Annotated in this window: 13 protein-coding genes and 1 pseudogene; 7 read left to right on the top strand and 7 right to left on the bottom strand. The window is 39.0% G+C overall.

What is annotated here, in order from left to right; translation table 11 throughout:
• Positions 1 to 153: 153 nt before the first annotated feature.
• The 4 genes and pseudogenes from I8752_RS38295 to I8752_RS34440 all read right to left on the bottom strand — a co-directional run bounded on the left by I8752_RS38295 (position 154) and on the right by I8752_RS34440 (position 1,651).
• Positions 154 to 288, bottom strand: a complete 135-nt coding sequence (locus I8752_RS38295; RefSeq protein ID WP_263986779.1) for a hypothetical protein — start codon at positions 286 to 288, stop codon at positions 154 to 156.
• A 123-nt stretch (positions 289 to 411) separates the two neighbouring features.
• Positions 412 to 624 (bottom strand): annotated as a pseudogene (locus I8752_RS34450) (hypothetical protein); the annotation flags it as partial.
• Between the two features lie 201 nt (positions 625 to 825).
• Positions 826 to 1,068, bottom strand: a complete 243-nt coding sequence (locus I8752_RS34445) for a hypothetical protein (RefSeq protein ID WP_214436657.1) — start codon at positions 1,066 to 1,068, stop codon at positions 826 to 828.
• A gap of 301 nt (positions 1,069 to 1,369) precedes the next feature.
• Positions 1,370 to 1,651 carry a hypothetical protein gene (locus I8752_RS34440; RefSeq protein ID WP_214436656.1) on the bottom strand — a complete coding sequence of 94 codons (282 nt, stop codon included), beginning with the start codon at positions 1,649 to 1,651 and terminating at the stop codon, positions 1,370 to 1,372.
• A gap of 16 nt (positions 1,652 to 1,667) precedes the next feature.
• Here I8752_RS34440 and topA point away from each other — a divergent pair, with 16 nt between their 5' ends.
• A complete protein-coding gene (gene topA / locus I8752_RS34435; RefSeq protein WP_214436655.1) occupies positions 1,668 to 3,818 on the top strand; it encodes a type I DNA topoisomerase in 2,151 nt (716 codons plus the stop codon).
• 36 nt (positions 3,819 to 3,854) lie between these two features.
• Here topA and I8752_RS34430 read toward each other — a convergent pair whose 3' ends face one another.
• The 3 genes from I8752_RS34430 to I8752_RS34420 all read right to left on the bottom strand — a co-directional run bounded on the left by I8752_RS34430 (position 3,855) and on the right by I8752_RS34420 (position 8,137).
• A complete protein-coding gene (locus I8752_RS34430) occupies positions 3,855 to 4,178 on the bottom strand; it encodes a transposase (RefSeq protein WP_318780932.1) in 324 nt (107 codons plus the stop codon).
• Between the two features lie 186 nt (positions 4,179 to 4,364).
• Positions 4,365 to 5,552 (bottom strand): MFS transporter, encoded by a 1,188-nt coding sequence (locus I8752_RS34425; protein WP_214436653.1) that lies wholly within the window; start codon positions 5,550 to 5,552, stop codon positions 4,365 to 4,367.
• Positions 5,553 to 5,626: 74 nt separating this feature from the next.
• Entirely contained in the window at positions 5,627 to 8,137 is a 2,511-nt protein-coding gene (locus I8752_RS34420; RefSeq protein ID WP_214436652.1) for a TonB-dependent receptor domain-containing protein, read from the bottom strand.
• Positions 8,138 to 9,093: 956 nt separating this feature from the next.
• On the opposite strand from I8752_RS34420, the gene I8752_RS34415 reads away from it, so the two are divergent.
• The 6 genes from I8752_RS34415 to I8752_RS34390 all read left to right on the top strand — a co-directional run.
• On the top strand, positions 9,094 to 10,671 hold the full coding sequence (locus tag I8752_RS34415) for a long-chain-fatty-acid--CoA ligase (RefSeq protein ID WP_214436651.1): 1,578 nt from the start codon (positions 9,094 to 9,096) through the stop codon (positions 10,669 to 10,671).
• An 87-nt stretch (positions 10,672 to 10,758) separates the two neighbouring features.
• The gene (locus I8752_RS34410; RefSeq protein WP_214436650.1) at positions 10,759 to 12,015 is read left to right on the top strand and encodes an MFS transporter; all 1,257 of its coding nucleotides are present in this window, start codon (positions 10,759 to 10,761) and stop codon (positions 12,013 to 12,015) included.
• Positions 12,016 to 12,177: 162 nt separating this feature from the next.
• Positions 12,178 to 13,056 (top strand): (3R)-3-[(carboxymethyl)amino]fatty acid oxygenase/decarboxylase, encoded by an 879-nt coding sequence (scoE, locus tag I8752_RS34405; protein WP_214436649.1) that lies wholly within the window; start codon positions 12,178 to 12,180, stop codon positions 13,054 to 13,056.
• A 103-nt stretch (positions 13,057 to 13,159) separates the two neighbouring features.
• Positions 13,160 to 13,702 carry an FcoT family thioesterase gene (locus tag I8752_RS34400; RefSeq protein ID WP_214436648.1) on the top strand — a complete coding sequence of 181 codons (543 nt, stop codon included), beginning with the start codon at positions 13,160 to 13,162 and terminating at the stop codon, positions 13,700 to 13,702.
• A gap of 61 nt (positions 13,703 to 13,763) precedes the next feature.
• Complete coding sequence (locus tag I8752_RS34395; RefSeq protein ID WP_214436647.1) at positions 13,764 to 14,057, top strand: acyl carrier protein; 294 nt, start codon at positions 13,764 to 13,766, stop codon at positions 14,055 to 14,057.
• Positions 14,054 to 16,588, top strand: a 2,535-nt coding sequence (locus I8752_RS34390) for a non-ribosomal peptide synthetase (RefSeq protein WP_214436646.1), incomplete at its 3' end; no start/stop codon positions are given. The genes I8752_RS34395 and I8752_RS34390, both read left to right, overlap by 4 nt.

Here is a 16,588-nt window from a genome sequence, read left to right as displayed (position 1 = left end):
TTTTGGCTTCGTCATAAAATTATTCTTGACAAAACTATAACTAAATAGCAATCAGCTATCAGTTAAATTGCTGATAACTCAGTACTTAAAATAAATCACTAGCACTGAAAAAGCAATGTCAAAATTTTGATGTAGCCAAGATTTATTTCTACTTTACATAGATAAAGTAATGATAAAGATACTGGTAGTAATTTTGTACAACAGGTGAAGCAGTACGGGCAAAAGGGATTTCCACGCCACTTCCGCGCCTGTCGGCACAGCTAGCTGCTCAACGGAGTGTCTGCTCATGAGCAACTGATGCGTTAATAGAAATCTTTCTGTAACAACTCATGTATAAGATATTCATAGTTGTAAGATGTGCCTTTCTACAATTGTATAAATACAAAAATTATCTGGAATATAGCCACTTAAACGGCTATCCTTGTGCAACGAGTCCACGCACACGCCATAACCCAACAAACCGCCCGTGTCAGAAGTATGGATTTCTGACACATAATCAACGCCGAAGCGATCGCATAATGCCTCACCCAATTGAATGCGATGGGTGATGATGAGTACCCGCCGCCCCTGATCGTGGGCTTTGGCCACTTCACCAGACAACCACTCTGTTTTCCCCGTTCCCTTTGCAGGGCTGTTTCATTTTTGGCAATTGGAAACCCACATCCTTCCTTTTGAGTGCTAGGTTGAGGATAAACTTTGCTGGTTCTCTATTGTGTCTGGCATAGATACCGTCGAGCCGTCTATTACTTTGACATTTCGACCACACCATAAATGTGATTCTGTCACTCTCTGTTCTAAATTCTGTGCAGAGTAATTGAAAATCTGCTATAATAATTTCTCTGGTAATCTTGCCCGTGCTTGGCAGTATGCACTCGTATCTGTTGAAGAAATTTCCACTTCTTCGCCTGCTAAATGTGCAACTATTTTACTCAGAGCATTATGACAAGTTTTATCACTATCCAGAACTTGAGATAAAAATGCCCACAACGTTATAAATGGGTCAAATAATCGCTTTTTGTATTTGATTTTTAGCTCAGATATAGCTTGTTTAATTATCGATTCTGGCAATAGTTCTTTAAAAGGTAGCCCTAAACTCTGGCTAAATTATCAAGTGAGGATTTGTACTCGTAGTGTCACAGTAGTAATTATGCTATTGGCTTGCTCGTCTCCATAAAAGTATGGAATGAACGAGTAAGCTTTTTCTACCCCCCAAAAAATTTTTAGACAACTGTACATTATTCTTCCATCAGCGATCGCAGTTACTCATACTTTTACTGCACTCGTAGGGTATTAAAGCTGTAACTCTTACTGGACATAGCTTATAGCTTTTCTTAGTGCCATTCGGCTTTGACAACATGAAGCAGATTCATCAAGGTAAACCAACCGCAGTATTCCTAGATTTGACCACAACTTTAACAATTCCCAATCTAGCCGTTTGGCATTTGCATACTCCTTTTGGACTGGTGGTGGGCTGGAGCGCATCCGTTTCCATGTGTACCCTTTTTTTGACTAATCGGCGCACTTGCTCTTTTCCTACATTGACTCCACAAGCCTGCTGCCATTTCTTTTGAAGTTGAGCCGCACTATAACGCCGAGGTTCTTCGAGCCATTGCTCCATCTGTTGCCAATCGCTATGCGTATATAAAGACATCTATTGCACATCTGCTATGCCCAAACGTCTTTTAATTGTTGAATCCCCTGGTAAAGTCAAAAAACTCAGCCAAATTCTTGGTGTAGATTGGATCGTACGGGCTAGCTGTGGACATATCAGAGAACTGAGCGATAAAGGTGATGATTCACTCGGTTTCAGCATGGAGAACGGTAGTGTACGATGTGATTACGTTGCACGAGATCAGCGTGCCAAAGAAACGATCGGAAAACTAAAATCCGCCGCCAAAGAGGTAGATGAAGTAGTTCTAGCAACCGATCCAGACCGAGAAGGTGAAACTATCGCTTGGCATCTCGCCCAAGTGTTGGGACTCAAAGATCCTAAACGGGTTGTCTACACTGAGATTACAGCATCAGCAGTCACAGGTGCGATCGCTAAAGCAAGGAAACTCGATTTCAACTTAGTTGGTGCAGGGTTGTGCCGAGATTGCCTGGATAAGTTGGTAGGCTACAAAGGCAGTCCCCTGGTATGGGCATTAAACAACGGTGCTAAAAGCGTTGGCAGAGTCCAAAGCGCTACATTACATCTGATTTGCCAACGAGAAAGAGAAATTCAAACATTTGTCCCCCAAGACTATTGGAATGTTTTTGTTGATTACGCTGAAGGTTTCCGGGCTTTTTACAATGGCACAAATAACTCAAACCAAAACACGCAACAGCAAGAAGCCGAAACTAATGATGATGCTTCTGTTAATAAAGAGCAAGTAACAGAAAGTAAGCGTGTTTTAGAAGAAGCCCTTGCAACAAGCTTAGTCCAAGGGGCACGACAGCATCCTCATCAAGTTGTCCAAGTCGAAGGCAAAACTGTTTATCGCCAACCACCCCCACCATTTACCACTTCCACTCTCCAGCAAGCAGCTGGTTCCAAACTGAGATTCTCTCCCGATAAAACCATGCTCTTGGCTCAAAAACTTTATGAGGCAGGGTTAATCACTTATATGCGGACAGACTCAGTAATATTAAGTCCTGAATTTTGTGAGAGTGCGCGTCGGTGGTTAGAGCAAAACGATCCAGCAAATGTGCCACAGCAAGTAGCAAAACACCGCAGTAGCAAAACGGCTCAAGAAGCCCATGAAGCTATTCGCCCTACAGATGTTTTTCGACCGAGCGCCCAGTTAAGGCAGGAAATACCAGATGATGAATTCAATCTGTACGTAATGATTTGGAAACGTGCGATCGCTTCTCAATGCAAGTCTGCCCAACTACGCAAGACTCAAGTGATTACACAATCGGGTAATCTGTTATGGCTTGCTAGAGGACAAGTGATTGAGTTCTACGGTTATGCACGGTACTGGAATAATCTCAGCAAGGATTCTGTTTTGCCTGCTCTACAACAGGGACAAGCTCTAACTTTAAAAAATGCTGCACACGAGAAGAAACAAACCCAACCGCCACCACGCTACAGCGAACCAAAACTTGTACAGCTGATGGAACGCAAGGGAATTGGTCGCCCTAGTACATACGCCCCGACTGTTGCCACTCTCAAAAAGCGCGATTATGTACAGCTAACTAAAGACAGCTTACAACCCACAGCTTTAGGTTTAGAGGTTGATGCTTTTTTACACAAAGCTTTACCCGATCTACTGGAGGCTGAATTTACAGCGAAGATGGAGGATGCTTTAGATGCCATCGCACTTGGCAAAAATTCTTGGCAGCAATATCTCACCACTTGGAATCAAGATTACTTCGTCCCAGCACTCTCCAAAGCCAAAACTCTAGTTACTCCTTCATCTGGTAGCAAGCCTGCTATTGAGCGCAAATTTGAAACTTCTAGAACTAAATGCCCTACATGTAATAATTTGATGTCAAAAATTCCTAGCAGTAAAGTTAAGAAAAAGTACTTCCTCAAATGCACCAAGGGCTGTGAGAATGTCGTACTGTTTTGGAGCGATCGCACCAAGTCTTGGTCTGTACCTCAAAATAAACAAAATGGTGAACAGCAACAGCGTTTAGTTAAGATAACGTCACATTCCTGTCCTGTGTGTAAACAACCCTTAGAGGAGTACAGTTATACAAAGGATGGGCAAGAAAAGATGATGCTGAGGTGTTCCAACCCAAAATCTCGTCAGGATAAAAAACATCAGGATGTGGCTTATTTCAATACAGCCAAGGGTTGGTGGAGTCCGAAGTTTGGAGAGTTAGGTGTTTAACGGGAAATATCGCTATAGAACCCATTTGGGATCTATCTAGGCAGTTGCCAGTCTTCTAAGCATCAGTCGGACAAAACAAAGATTAATCTTGGTAGTAGAATGTTCAAGAGTTCTTTCAAAGTTCTTGACCAAGCTTTTACATCTTTCCATCCAAGAGTTGGTTCTTTCTATGACCCACCTTGCTTTGACTGGAACAAAACCTGTTTTACCCTCTTTTTCTTTTTCGGTTTTGGATGGTTTGGGTGATAGTTTAAATCTAATCTTGGTCATTATCTGGGGATAAACTTTTTTCAATTCTTGCTCCAATTTTTCCGGATGATATCCATTATCAAGAAGGATAGTAATTTTGGGAATATTCACAGGTTTAGATTTGAAATAATCAATATTATCTGAGAGCATTTCAATTAGACCCTGGTCATCGCAAACCGATGCTTTAACGAACGGTGCAGGGCGATCGCACGATTCGATAAGTTTGTATTTGATACCCTGTATCTTGAATTATAATACCGCAGAATCTAAAGATCCCAAATGGGTTCTATAAATGTTTTACTTCTGTGTCTGCAAGTTGGTTATTATTAGTACGCTCAATAAACTCAATGCTGCACTAATGATAAACATAAACGTATATCCCGTAGCACTGGCGATCGCACCGCTAAGAACTGAAGCAGCAATTCCGCCAAGGTATACTACTGACACTTGAAGTGTATAATCAGTAGCGGCTGTTGCTGGTTCGCATTTATCCATCATGGCACTTAGTAATGCAGTATATGCCATACTTTGGGCTGCATTGACTGTGATACTAACAGCATACAACACAGGTAAACTACTAATACCAATTGCAGGTATGATATACAAAAGTGTCATCATGCTTGCAGCCAAACCAAATAGAGTTAGAGAACGTAATCTTCCCAAGTGGGTAATCAAAACTCCTGCAATCAAAGCACTAACAATACGGACACTGTAACTGACAATACCTAACATTAAGCCAATATCTGAGAGCGACAAACCTCTATCAACAAAAAGTGGACGGAGCATTGTAGCTGACATCATTTCACATCCCATATATAGCAATACTACGAAAAGCCACAGTAATGCTTTGGGACGCGAGAGAAAGTTGATAAAAGGTTGAAAATAAGATTTAAAAAAGTTTGATTTCCGAGATTTCTTACTAACTTGTTCTTGATACAAGAGTACTGGAATTAAAGTCAGCAAAATTACAACTGACATGATTATCAAGCTATACCGCCAGCCGATTCTATCTAGTAAAATCAGCGCTCCACCTCCACCAATAATAGCGCCAAAAACATTTCCCCCAGCTTGAATAGCGTTTCCTAACCCTCTTTCTCGCGGTTCGAGTAAATTTACTGCTAACGCATCAGTTGCAATGTCTTGGCTGGCGGAGAATAAAAAAGCGAGAAACATACAAAAAACTAAGATATTAAAATTCTCTTGAATATCAATAAATCCACATCCAAATGTTACAAGTGCTAACAAAAGTTGAAAACAGATAATCCAACCGCGATAATGTCCTAACTTTGGCAAACTGTAGCGGTCAATAAAAGGCGACCACAGAAATTTTAATGCTGAGGGAAGAATGAGAAAACTTAACAACCCGATAGCACCCAGCGACATATTTTGTTGTCGCATAAAAACAGGTACGGTTTGGATAAAAAAGGTTGTAGGAATGAATTGAGTAGTGTAAAGTGCGGCGAGCAGGATTAATTTAGCAAGCATGGCAATGTGCGGAGGATAACAAATCAAAAATAGCGACAGTAAAGATAATTTTTTCCATCGCTACAACAATTCAATTAGAAATTAGCTTTAATTTGCACGCCATAGGTCACGGGATCGCCAAATCCTGCGGTTCCATCTGGTACTGGGAATAAGTATCCAGAGGTGATGTAACGAGTATCAAACAAGTTATTTGCATAAAGGTAAATGCCATATTTCTCAGCTTCGTAACCAATGCGGGCATTTACTAAGGCATAAGGTTCTTGCTTGATTTGGTTAGCATCATCAAAATAAGTAATACCATAACCACGCAATTCCGCACGAGCAAATAAGCCTCCCGGACTGCGATATTGAGCAGCTAAATTGTAGGTAAATTGTGGGGAAAGGGGAACTTGATTATTGCTTAAGTCTACACCTGTATCGGAATTTAGGTAGTTTTTGTATATACTATCTACATAACCAACTGATGCAGTTAAATCGAATCCTTTAGCTGGTTTTGCTTTCAGTTCAAATTCTACTCCAGTGGCTTTGAGGTCAACGTTTTTAACACTCCCAAAAAGACCACTCTCGTCATATTGCAAAACTTGATAATTATTTACATCGTTGTGAAAGATTGATAGGTTAGCAATTAAACGATTATCCAGCCAAGAAGATTTTAAACCGACTTCATAACTCCAGGTTTTTTCTTCTCCAAATCGCAGTTCTGCTTCGCTATTGGCTCGATAGTTTAATCCCCCCGGTCTATAACCTTGGGCAATGGTCACGTATCCCATTAAATTAGGATTGAATTGATATTTCAAACCGAAGCGGGGAATCAAGGCATTATTACTGACTTTTTCATTGTTAAATGCCGGACGCAGTGGAGTTAGCGTTCCATCAGCGTTTACTGAGTCATAAGTACTATCTGAAGATGCATCACTAGATTCGTAACGTAAACCAGCAAATACAGTTAATGGTTCTATCAGCTGATAATCTACTTGTCCAAATACCGCGTAGGTTTGACGATAATCGTCTCCAGTACGTCTAAATTTGCCAAATCCAGGAAAGTCGGTTTGAGCATCGCCAACGTTAAAGTCACGAGATTCGTAGTAAGCACCTAATAACCATTGAAAACGCTTTGCCGTTTCTGGAGATTGGAAACGTAATTCCTGCGTCCATAATGTGGAGTCAATACCATCAATAATTTGTATCGCTCCTGTACTTCCTGGCACAAGGTTTTCTTGATGGGTAAAACGACGTGCGGTGATAGATGTGGCTCGGAAACCTTCACCGTTGTAACCGATTTTTAAAGCTTGGGTATTTGTATCTAGCTTATTGTATCCTTCTGTTTGTAAATTAACCTCGAATGGGTCAGAAGGATTTAGCTTGTTATAAGTCGGATTACCATCATCTGTAAAGCTGTTATAGCTATTAAAAGATACTGTCCAGTCGGGTGTAGGTGTCCACAAAAGTTGCGCTCTTGCAGCTAACCGCGATCGCTCGCCTATTTCGTTACCTGTGGCTAGGTTCTTAATAAATCCATCCTGTCCTCTGTAAGCTCCCGCAATTCTCAGTGATAGTTTATCGTCAACCAAAGCATCGTTAAGAGAAAATTGGAACTCGCGGCTGTTATATCTACCGTAACTTGCACTAACTCGTGTTTCTGGTTCTGGCGTTGCTTGTCTAGAAATGATATTAACGACCCCACCAGAACTATTTCGGCCATATAGCGTACTTTGAGGGCCTCTTAGCACTTCTATTTGTTCTAGATCGAGTAAAGCCAAATCTAGAAAGCCGTTATAGTCAATGGGAACATCATCAATATAAAAGGCTACGCTATCCTGAGCAGTAAGGAAATTTTGATTGTTCAAACCCCGCAAGCTGTAATTACTAAACTCTGTACCGCCGGAAGATGTAGGAAGGAAGTTAAAGTTGGGTGTTTGATTGGCAATATCAATTAAAGAATCGATTTGAGAATCTTCTATTTCTTGACGAGGTATTACCGTAACACTAATGGGTACATTCTGTGCATTTTCCGGTCGTTTTTGTGCGGTAACGACTAGTTCAATATCTGGTTCATTAGGTTTTTGGCTACCGACTGATGGTTGAGTTTCGGGTGTTGTTGGTGTCACCCCTAAAACTAAACCTTCATCGCTGTCATATAGTTCGACTTTTGGAGCTTGTGTTGTCCCCACTACAGTAATCTGGATACTATTTGCATCTTGATTTACCGCCAATACTTCCGTAATTCCCGCAACTGGCTTTTCTTGACGGAAGGTATTACCACTTGCTAAACGCATCTGTGCATTGGGAATATTTGCAATAAAGTTATTACCTTCTATTTTAGTTGTGGCTTGCAGCTTGTCAGATGCAGATGTTTCTAAAACAATTTCCAACCCACTAGCCGTTTGATTCAACTTTATCCCTGTTACTAGAATAGTAGACTGCTCTTGTTGAGCTAGCCACTCCTTGACACTTGTGTGAGTCAGCTTAATATCTGAAAGTTGGGGAATTTGATCTTCTTTTGTGACAGCTAAAGCTTGTTGATTTATAAATATGGTAAGTATGATAGCTAATCCTAAATTTCCCAGTAGATAGAGTTTCCTCATTTAATCCTCACACCAAAAAGTAATCTCAAATTGTCAATAAAATTTGACAAAATTAAAGCTATTAGTAGCAAATAGACGAAAGCGTTTATGTACTAAATTGTTTGGCTTTGTGGTAAATGTGTCAAATGACAAACTGTCAAACTTCTCAATCGCGTTCTAGCTTGAAAATTACTTATTGATTAATTATTCTTATGGTCGAAACAAGTTGATTAATATACTTTCAAAACTCTTAATCAACAAGCCTTTAAGATAAATTTGACTTATTGTCAAATATCAAAATTATTCTATAACAAAATAAAAATATATAAGATTAGTTATCAATAAATACGTTAATGAAAAATAGTATTATTTAATACTATATTTTTTATATACGTATCAAAGCTTGAAAACAGATTACAAACAACGCACCTAATCTCTGAACCTTTTGCTGGACAAGGATATTGATGAAAAAATAGTCTAAATTTTGAACTGCCAAAACCCTTGTTATTAAGGGATTATTATACTTGAGATGCGTTGGACTTGATACTTGGTGAGAGTATATTTTTTAACTTCTAATTAATTGGAAGAAAAAACATTAAATAGTCAAAGCTAATATGTAGTACTTTATACTCATTAAAATAAACAGATTTTAGATTGACAATACTCTAAAATCTGTATTAGCTTAAGCCCTAGTACTTAGTTTTTTTAAATAAAAACTTTCAAGTAATTTCAAATTAATTGATGAAACTTAACCATAAAAATAGGTAATACAAACTTTTTAAAACCGAAAAAAGTGTATAAACTAATGCAATAAAAGAAAGTTGAAAATGCAGAATTTCTCTCAGCCGATTTGCGGAACTTAGTTGAGTATCTGAACAAAAAAAGCAAAATCTTTACTTTATATGGCTGCTAGTAATAGATTCACGTAGCTTGTTACGACTGCACAAAAAAACTGAGCAATTTTCTAAGAAACGTCGATGATGTATAACAGTGAAATAACAACGTTGGCAGATTTACCGCGCGTGCAAGCACGTCAATTTCCAGACGCTAGGGCATTGATATTCAAGGATAAGTCACTTACTTATATACAATTAGATCAAAGAAGTAATCAGGTCGCAAATTCACTTTTAGCAAAAGGAATTCAACCGGGTGCGCGAGTAGCATTTTTAGCTAAAGATTCACTTAAGAGTTATGAAATTTTATTTGCTTGTTGCAAAATAAAAGCTGTTTTTGTACCAATTAATTGGCGTTTAGCTACTGCGGAAATCAGCTATATTCTCAGAGATGCTAATGTTGAAATTCTGTTTGTTGGGGCGGAATTTTATCAGTTAGTAGCATCGATTAGAAATGAGATTGACGGTGTTAAAACCATTATTGCCTTAGAAAAAATTGACGGCAATTGCCTGAGTTACGATATTTGGTCTCAGGAACATAGTGACGATCCACCAAATGTTGCTGTTGCAGCCAATGATGTAGCCGTACAAATGTATACTAGTGGCACCACTGGACGACCGAAAGGTGTCCAACTAGGACATTACAGTTTTTTTGCGATCGCTAAAGAATTTGCTCAACGAGGCGAAACCTGGATAAATTGGAACGAAACTGATAAAAGTTTGCTTACCTTATCTTTATTCCATATCGGCAGTCTCTGGTGGGCTATTCGTGGTTTAGCGTCAGGAGCAGAAAATATTGTCTTAGAAAATTTTATCGGTGATGAGGTTCTCGAAGCGATTGAAAAGTACCGTATCACTAAGACATTTATGGTTCCAGCAATGATTCAAGTTCTGTTGAACGAACCATTATGCCAAAAAACAGATTTTTCATCACTAGAATACATTATTTATGGCGGTTCTCCCATAGCTGAATCATCACTCAAAAGTGCGATCGCCATATTTGGTTGTAATTTTGTGCAGATATATGGAATGACGGAAACTGGCAATTGTGCTGTCTCTTTACCTGCACAAGCTCATACATCTACAAATAAAAACATACTCAAAGCTGCGGGTAAACCCTTTCCTGGTGTATCGGTAGCCATCATCAACAGTGAAGGTAAAGAACTATCTTGTTTTGAAGTGGGTGAAGTTTGTATCAAATCTCCTGCAAATATGATTGGTTATTGGAAATTACCTGAAGCTACAGCAAAAACTTTAGTAGATGGCTGGATTCATACTGGTGATGCTGGTTATTTTGATGAAGAAGGTTACATTTACATTTGCGATCGCTTTAAAGACATGATTCTTTATGGTGGTGAAAATGTCTATCCAGCAGAAATTGAAAATATTTTATACGAACATCCAGCAATTAGGGAGGTAGCAGTCATTGGTGTTCCAGATGAAGATTTTGGAGAAGCAATCAAAGCGATCGTGGTTTTAAAAACAGGAATGAAAGCAACCGCACTAGATATTATTAATTTTGTCCGGGGTAAAATTGCTGATTTTAAGTTACCTAGAAGCGTTGAATTTACTGAATCTTTGCCAAGAACGCCTAGTGGTAAATTGCAAAAGGCCAAGATTCGGGAGAAATATTGGCAAGGGTATGAACGTCGTGTGAATTAAAGGGAGCATCCCAAATATTTGGGTTTGTTTTTAAACGCAGAGTCACGCTGAGGTTTACGCAGAGGAGTGCAGAGGAAGAAATGACTAATGAGTAATTCTAAAGTTACGCTTTGGAAACCGCTAACTGTACGCAACTTCTTACTTCTGTACATCGGTGAGACTGTTTCGCTTCTGGGCGATCAATTTTATATCGTTGCATTGCCTTGGTTAACAATACAGTTAACTAACTCTGGGATCACGCTAGGTACTGTGTTAATGAGTGCAGCGATTCCCCGTGCTGTTTTGATGCTATTTGGTGGTGTGGTGAGCGATCGCTTTTCACCACGATTAGTGATGTTGGTTTCCAATGCTTTACGTGGGTTACTAGTCGTTTTATTTGCAACCATCGTTGCGTTGAAAATGACTCAACTATGGCATATTTACTTTTTTGCTGCGGGCTTCGGCATATTTGATGGCTTTTTTATACCTGCATCTAAATCAATTATCCCCAGTCTGGTATCAAAAGAACAGTTAATAGCAAGTAATACCTTGAGCCAAGGAACTTCCCAACTGATTTTGCTAATTGGGCCGGCTTTGGGTGGTTTGCTGATTGCAACTGCTGGGATTGAAGTAGCATTTGTCATTGATGGGATAACTTTCGCCATCACAACTGTGACGCTTTTGCTGATGAAGGGAACAACAGCAAAAGCAACAGCATTGAATGGGGAATTAAATCAAAATTCTGCTTCAACTAAAAAAACTATGAATTTGATTGCTGGTATGCGTGAGGGATTTTACTACGCATGGCACAATCAGCCTCTGAGAATCTTTTTGCTGGTAATGGTAATCCTCAATTTTCTATTTATTGGGCCATTACAAGTTGGGATGACTTCACTAGCTCATAGTCGCTTCCCAGGTGGTGCAGTGGCTTTAGGAATATTGCAATCAGCTTGGGGTGGTGGTGGGTTAATTGGGACACTCACACCTCAATTTGTCAAAAATCTCCCCAACATCGGAGTTTTATTGTTAACTATTGCGAGTGTTCAAGGCTTTGGTTTATTTTTACTTGGCTTTATTGGCAATATAGTACTAGCTAGTATCACAATTGCAGTGCTGGGATTTTGCAGTTGTATTTTTACTGTGGTAGGAATTACTTGGATTCAGAAACAAACCCAACCGGAAATGTTAGGAAGAGTTATGAGTTTGGGAATGTTTTCTGCTTTTGGTGTTGCTCCTATTTCCTTTGCTTTAGCTGGTTTCTTAGTTAATTTAAATCTGACAATTATGTTTACTGTTGCGGGTAGCATCATGTTAATTACAAGTCTTTGTTTGGCAGCAAATCCATCAGTACGTAAGATTAGTTAACCAGAACTTACGCAAGTGTCACAAAAAACAAAATTTTTTGCTCGTAGTAAGGGCTTCAGCCCTTATTTTGAGGACTAAAGTCCTCACTACAAACTTAAGTTTTATTAACTATAGAAATCCGGTTTGATTTATTAACTTTCCCGTGAAGCGAGTGAGAAAACTATGAAAGTTCAATATCAAGACAATCAGCGAATGGGAGTTGTTGTTTATGACTTTAATCATAAAACTGCTTCAGATGGAGATATTCAGGATATTAAACAACTGATATATGAATACAAAATTGTTGTAATCAAGGAGCAAGATTTATCACCTGATGAGTATTGCGATTTTGGGTATCGTCTTGGGGAGGTAGAAAAATACTATCAGCCAATGTATCACCATCCAGAAAGGGAAGAGATTTTTGTTTCCTCCAATGTCTCTAAGAATGGTCAGCAAGTTGGAGTTCCGAAGACTGGTAAATTTTGGCACGCTGATTATGCATTTATGCCGAGGCCATTTGCATTTTCAATGGTATATCCTCAGATTCTTCCTAGTAAGGAGCGTGGGACTTACTTTATTAATATGTCCAAAGTATATCAAAGTTTACCAGATGACCTGAAATCCGTTGCCAATGAGTCGAGTTGTTATCACAGTGTCAGACGTTTTTTTAAAATTCGTCCTGAAGATGTTTATCGTCCGATTTCGGAAATATTGGACGAGATTGAACGAGTCACTCCTCCCGCAAAGCATCCAACGACTTTTACTCATCCCGTTACAGGAGAAACCATCCTCTACATTACCGAAGGTTTTACCTATCGCATAGATGATTTAGAAGGAAAACCGCGAGATATAAATGTTCTCCAAAAATTGTTAACTCATTCCGGTCAATTAGACAAAACTTTTCAATATCCACTCATCGAACATCATGAATTTGAATTAGGAGATGTGCGGATTTGGGATAATCGCTCTTTAGTTCATTGCGCTCACTATGCAGCAAATTCCGAACCAGCCGTCACATTTCGATTAACTCTACACGATAGTTATCCATTTTATCAAATATAGTTTCAAAAATCTCACCTCTAACTCTCTGCGACTCTGGGTGATTTAAATCCATATCCTCAATCATCACACACCAAAAAAAGTTATTTAACTAAGATAAAATACCATGTTAAAATTTCCAGATTCCAGTCAACAAAGTATCCACTTCAATAATGATGATATCTTACTAACACAAGTCCTCAAACCTTATAAAGCTAATTGTCAATATCTGAAATCTGCTGAAGTAATTAAAGACGGCGATCCTCAACATGGGGGACGTGTAATCGGACGATGTGAGTTCTCGATTCCAGAATCATGTTATATCGATGACACTGGTCATTTTAATTCAGTGGAGTTCAATATTTGCTACAACCAAATGATGTATTATGTCATAGCTAAATCTGTAAAAGAAAGACTGATGGCATCATTTCAGTCGTGGACTATAGCAGATTATTGGAATAAACAGTTACCAGATATTTATATTGTGAATTTTGAAAGTTCCTTCCGCCGTGCTATGGAGTCTTCTCTGTTTTGGGGTGAAATTGAGTTTACTAATATTCGTAGTAGGTCTGGGATGATGTATATAGTTACTAACTGTCGTTATTGGGATGAGAAAGGTGGTAATTGCAGTGGTAATGTGAAGTTGGTGATTGTGAATTCTGCGGGGTAGATTTTTTCACGCAAAGGCGCAAAGACGCAAAGAAGAGAACGCAAGATTTTGCTGGGATAATATGTCTAAAATTGCATTTTTTACAACTTATATTCAAGAAGAAATAGCTAAGGTAATTGGGATAGAGACATCTGATTTGGATGTGGAAATGTCTTTAAATTATTTAGGCATTGATTCATTAATTGCTGTCAAACTGAGAAATAAGTTTAGAAAAGAGTTGGAAGTAGATGTTCCAGCAGTAAAATTTTTAGAGGATAATAATGTTGCAAAATTGGCAATATTAGTCAATGATTTGAGCGAAAATGCTGACTCAAAAATAAAAAATGATGATGAGTGGTTGGAAGGAGAATTATGAATTTAGTTGAGTTTCTCACACAACTCTCGCAACAGAATATAGAATTGTGGGTTGAAGATGATAAACTGCGTTATCGTGGTCGCAAAGAAGGATTAACTTCCACTGTTTTAAATCAAATTAAGCAGCATAAAACAGAAATTATCGATTTGCTGCGCCAAGGTTTTCACACTTCTAAATTATATCCCCTGACTCATGGTCAGCAAGGTCTATGGTTTTTGTATAAGCTTGCACCCACAAGTGCAGCTTATAATGTTGCTTTTACAGCTCGCATCTGCTCCCATTTAAATATTCCGGCTTTACAACAAGCGTTTCAGCAGTTAGTAAATCGTCATCCAACTCTCCGCACAACATTTGCACAAAAGGATGGCGAACCTTTTCAACAGGTTCATGAATACCAAGAAGTTGATTTTGAAAATATTGACGCTTCATCTGGGAATGAAGATGAGTTGACAAGCCAAGTAATAGCAGCATATCAGCGTCCCTTTAATTTGGAAAAGGGTAATTTATTGCGGGTAAACTTATTTACTTATTCTGAAGATAATTATGTAATATTACTAACAATACATCACATTGTTATTGATGGTTTTTCCCTGGGAATTATTCTTGATGAGTTGCGATCGCTCTACGAAGCGGAAAATACAGGTCGAGTCATATCTTTACCTGCTATTAAGTACCAATATCAAGACTTTGTACAGTGGCAGAGGAATATTTTAGCAAGTTCTGTGGGCGATGAACTATGGAATTACTGGCGCGAACAATTAGCGGGTGAGTTACCCATCTTAAAATTACCAACAGACCGACCGCGACCACCAATTCAAAGCTATCGGGGAGCTTCCCATACTTTTGAGTTGAATCAAAAGTTGACTTCTCAGCTGCGAGAAATGGCGAAAGCTCAAGGAGCAACCCTTTATATGACTTTGTTAACCGCCTTTCAAGTGTTACTTTACCGCTTGTCTGGTCAGGAAGATATAATTGTGGGTGCGCCTATTGAGGGGAGAAGTCAGCCGGAATTTGCCGAAACTGTGGGTTTTTTCGTGAATATGCTGGCTTTGCGGGTAAATCTGGCTGGTAATCCGACATTTTCTCAGCTTTTAACTCAAGTACGCCAAACTGTATTGGATGCGATCGCTCATCAAGATTATCCCTCTACTTTATTAATTGAGCGATCGCAACTCAACCGCGATCCGAGTCTTCCTGGTTTGTTTCGCGTTTCTTTTAATTTGTTAAAGCTCAGTGAAATTGCTCAAGATTATGAATTATCTGTATCTGATAAAACTAAAATTCGAGAAAGTTGGGGCGGGTTAACTTTAGAACCTTTTGTGATTCCCCAGCAGGAAGGACAGAATGATTTAGTGTTCGACATGATGGAAACGACTGAATCATTAATTGGTATTTTAAGATACAACACCGATTTATTTGATGCTACGACAATTAGCAGGATAGCAAGTCATTTTCAAACTTTACTCACAGGGATTATTGCTAATCCACAACAGCAAATTGCTTCCTTACCTCTGCTAACGGAAGTTGAAGAAAATCATTTGTTGTGGAAGTGGAACAACAACCAAGTTGATTATCCTCAAGATAGAGTTATTCATCAGTTGTTTGAGAACTGTGTGAAGCAGCAACCAAATGCTGTTGCGGTGGTATTTCAAGAACAGCAACTAACCTATCAACAATTAAACAGCAAAGCGAACCAACTCGCACACTACCTGCGTTCTTTGGGAATAGGTAAAAATCAGCTTGTGGGAATTTGTGTGGAACGTTCCTTAGAAATGATTATTGCATTATTGGCAGTTCTGAAAGCAGGTGGAGCTTATCTACCTTTAGATCCTGCGTATCCCGAAGAACGTTTGAGCTTCATGCTGCGTGATTCTCAAGTATCGATATTGCTGACTCAACAAAGATTAGTAGCGAGTTTAGCAATTGAGGAATTAGCTGTAGTTTGTTTAGATCGAGATTGGGAAGATATTTCTCAGGAAAGTAAAGAGAATTTAGTCATTAATACTACACTTAAAGATTTAGCCTACGTAATTTACACATCAGGTTCTACAGGTAAATCTAAAGGAGTGGCGATCGCTCATCGCAGTTTGGTAAATGCGTTTTATGCTTGGGAAAAAGCTTATCAACTCCAGTCTTTGACTAGTCATTTACAAATGGCGAGTTTTGCTTTTGATGTGTTTTCAGGGGATGTAATTCGCGCTCTTTGTAGTGCTGCTAAGTTGGTTTTATGTCCGCGTGAGTGGCTGCTGGAACCAGACAAGCTGTATAAACTGATGCTTGTGGAGAAAATTGATAGCGCGGAGTTTGTTCCAGCTGTGTTGAGAAACTTGGTTGAGTATTTACAAAGAACTCAGCAAAATCTCCACTTTATGAAATTGTTGGTAGTCGGTTCAGATAGTTTGTATGTGCAAGAATATCAAGAATTTCAGCGTTTTTGTGGTGAGCAGACACGTTTGATTAATTCCTATGGGGTAACGGAAGCGTGTATTGATAGCACGTATTTTGAATTGGGGACTGGGGATTGGGGATTG

It is taken from the genome of Dendronalium phyllosphericum CENA369 (genome assembly GCF_016056275.1).
GTDB lineage: Bacteria > Cyanobacteriota > Cyanobacteriia > Cyanobacteriales > Nostocaceae > Dendronalium > Dendronalium phyllosphericum.
Note: the sequence above shows the minus strand (reverse complement) of the source record. Positions and strands in the feature narration are given on the sequence as shown.